The sequence below is a fragment of the Mesorhizobium sp. M1A.F.Ca.IN.020.06.1.1 genome (assembly GCF_004023265.1).
Classification (GTDB): Bacteria; Pseudomonadota; Alphaproteobacteria; order Rhizobiales; family Rhizobiaceae; genus Mesorhizobium.
Window position 1 is genome coordinate 1 of sequence record NZ_RZSR01001231.1, and the last position, 1,432, is coordinate 1,432.

General features: G+C 64.0%; 1 protein-coding gene. It reads left to right on the forward strand.

Features of this window, described 5'->3' with window-relative positions:
- Positions 1–315 precede the first annotated feature (315 nt).
- Positions 316–1,410 carry a putative zinc-binding metallopeptidase gene (locus tag EOA60_RS32770; RefSeq protein ID WP_095825179.1) on the forward strand — a complete coding sequence of 365 codons (1,095 nt, stop codon included), beginning with the start codon at positions 316–318 and terminating at the stop codon, positions 1,408–1,410.
- The last annotated feature ends 22 nt before the right edge of the window (positions 1,411–1,432 follow it).

A 1,432-nucleotide genomic window follows, 5' to 3' on the forward strand; every position in this document is an offset into this window, starting at 1 on the left:
ATTGTGGCGTGTCTTGAGGGAAGACGTCGATATTGTGATCATTGGCGCAGGCTCGCCTATGCGGCTGCCCATCCCGGCTGTTCCGAAGCGCGCGCCACACTGATGCAGGCGGTAGCGGAGAAGATCTTCTTCGCCGGCGAGCATGTCGCCGGACCGCTCACCCAGGCTTTGTTACGGCGCGACATTGTCAGGCGAAAGCGTGGCCAGGCGGGGCGTCGCCCTGCTCGCGACGAAATAGAAACGGAACGACGGCCGGCGACGGGCGTTTGGGCGTTGCCCAACTTCGTTGACCTTTTTCCCGCGGTTCGATGACCGATGAAGCTGTTCGACTGCCCTCATTGCAGCCACCGTCTCTATTTCGAGAACGCGCAATGCCTGAACTGTTCAAGCCTGGTGCTTTACGATCCGGAGCGGGCGTGTTTCGTGCTTTCCGGCGGCGACGCCGTTCCATGCGGAAATGCCGACGAGTGCGCCTGCAACTGGCGGGCCGAGCCGGGCAGGATTTTCTGCCGCGCTTGCGCGCTCAACCAATTGATCCCCGACCTTTCGGTGGAGGGCAACCGCCGGCGCTGGATCCGCGTCGAGGCGGCCAAGAAACGCGCCGTCTATTCGCTGCTTGCCTTCGGCTTGCCGGTCGCGCCCAAGGCCGGACCGCAGGACGAGGCCGGGCTCGCTTTCGACTTCCTCGCCGATCCGATCGGCGGCGGACCAGGCGGCGAGCGCATCCTGACCGGCCACGACAACGGCAGGATCACCCTCAACGTCGCCGAGGCCGATTCCGCCGAGCGCGAGCGGCGGCGCGTCGAAATGGGCGAGAACTACCGCACCTTGCTCGGTCACTTCCGCCACGAGCTCGGCCATTATTACTGGGACCGGCTGATCCGCGACGATCCCGAGCGACTTTCGAGCTTTCGCGCTCTGTTCGGCGACGAGCGGGTTGACTACGAGCAAGCGCTGAAGGCCCACTACGCCAAGGGCGCGCCGCCGGACTGGGAGCAGCGCCACATCTCGGCCTATGCGGCGTCCCACCCCTGGGAAGACTGGGCCGAGACCTGGGCGCACCACCTGCACATCACGGACACGCTGGAGATGGTGCATGCGCTGAATTTTCCGCTCGGCCGGCTGGAGACAGTGGAAGCCAACGACCTGCCGCCTGGCGATACAGGGGGAGATCCGCTGCGGGAGCCCGCCGAACCCGATCCGGCGCCGGAACCGTTCGAAAGGATCCTCGCCCGCTGGCTGGTGCTGTCGGAGGCCTCCAATTCGATCAACCGCTGCATGGGTCTGCCCGACCTTTATCCCTTCGTCATTTCGGAGGTGACGGCGCAAAAACTGGCCTTCGTTCACCAGCTTTTGACCGACTTGCCCAAAACAAATGGAACAATTCGTGAGCAGGCGACGGCACTTTAGCCGGAACGCATAAGGTTCTGGT

Coding starts and splice junctions, on each gene's coding strand:
- EOA60_RS32770 (WP_095825179.1), top strand. CDS start 316: ATGAAGCTGTTCGACTGCCCTCATTGCAGCCACCGTCTCTATTTCGAG.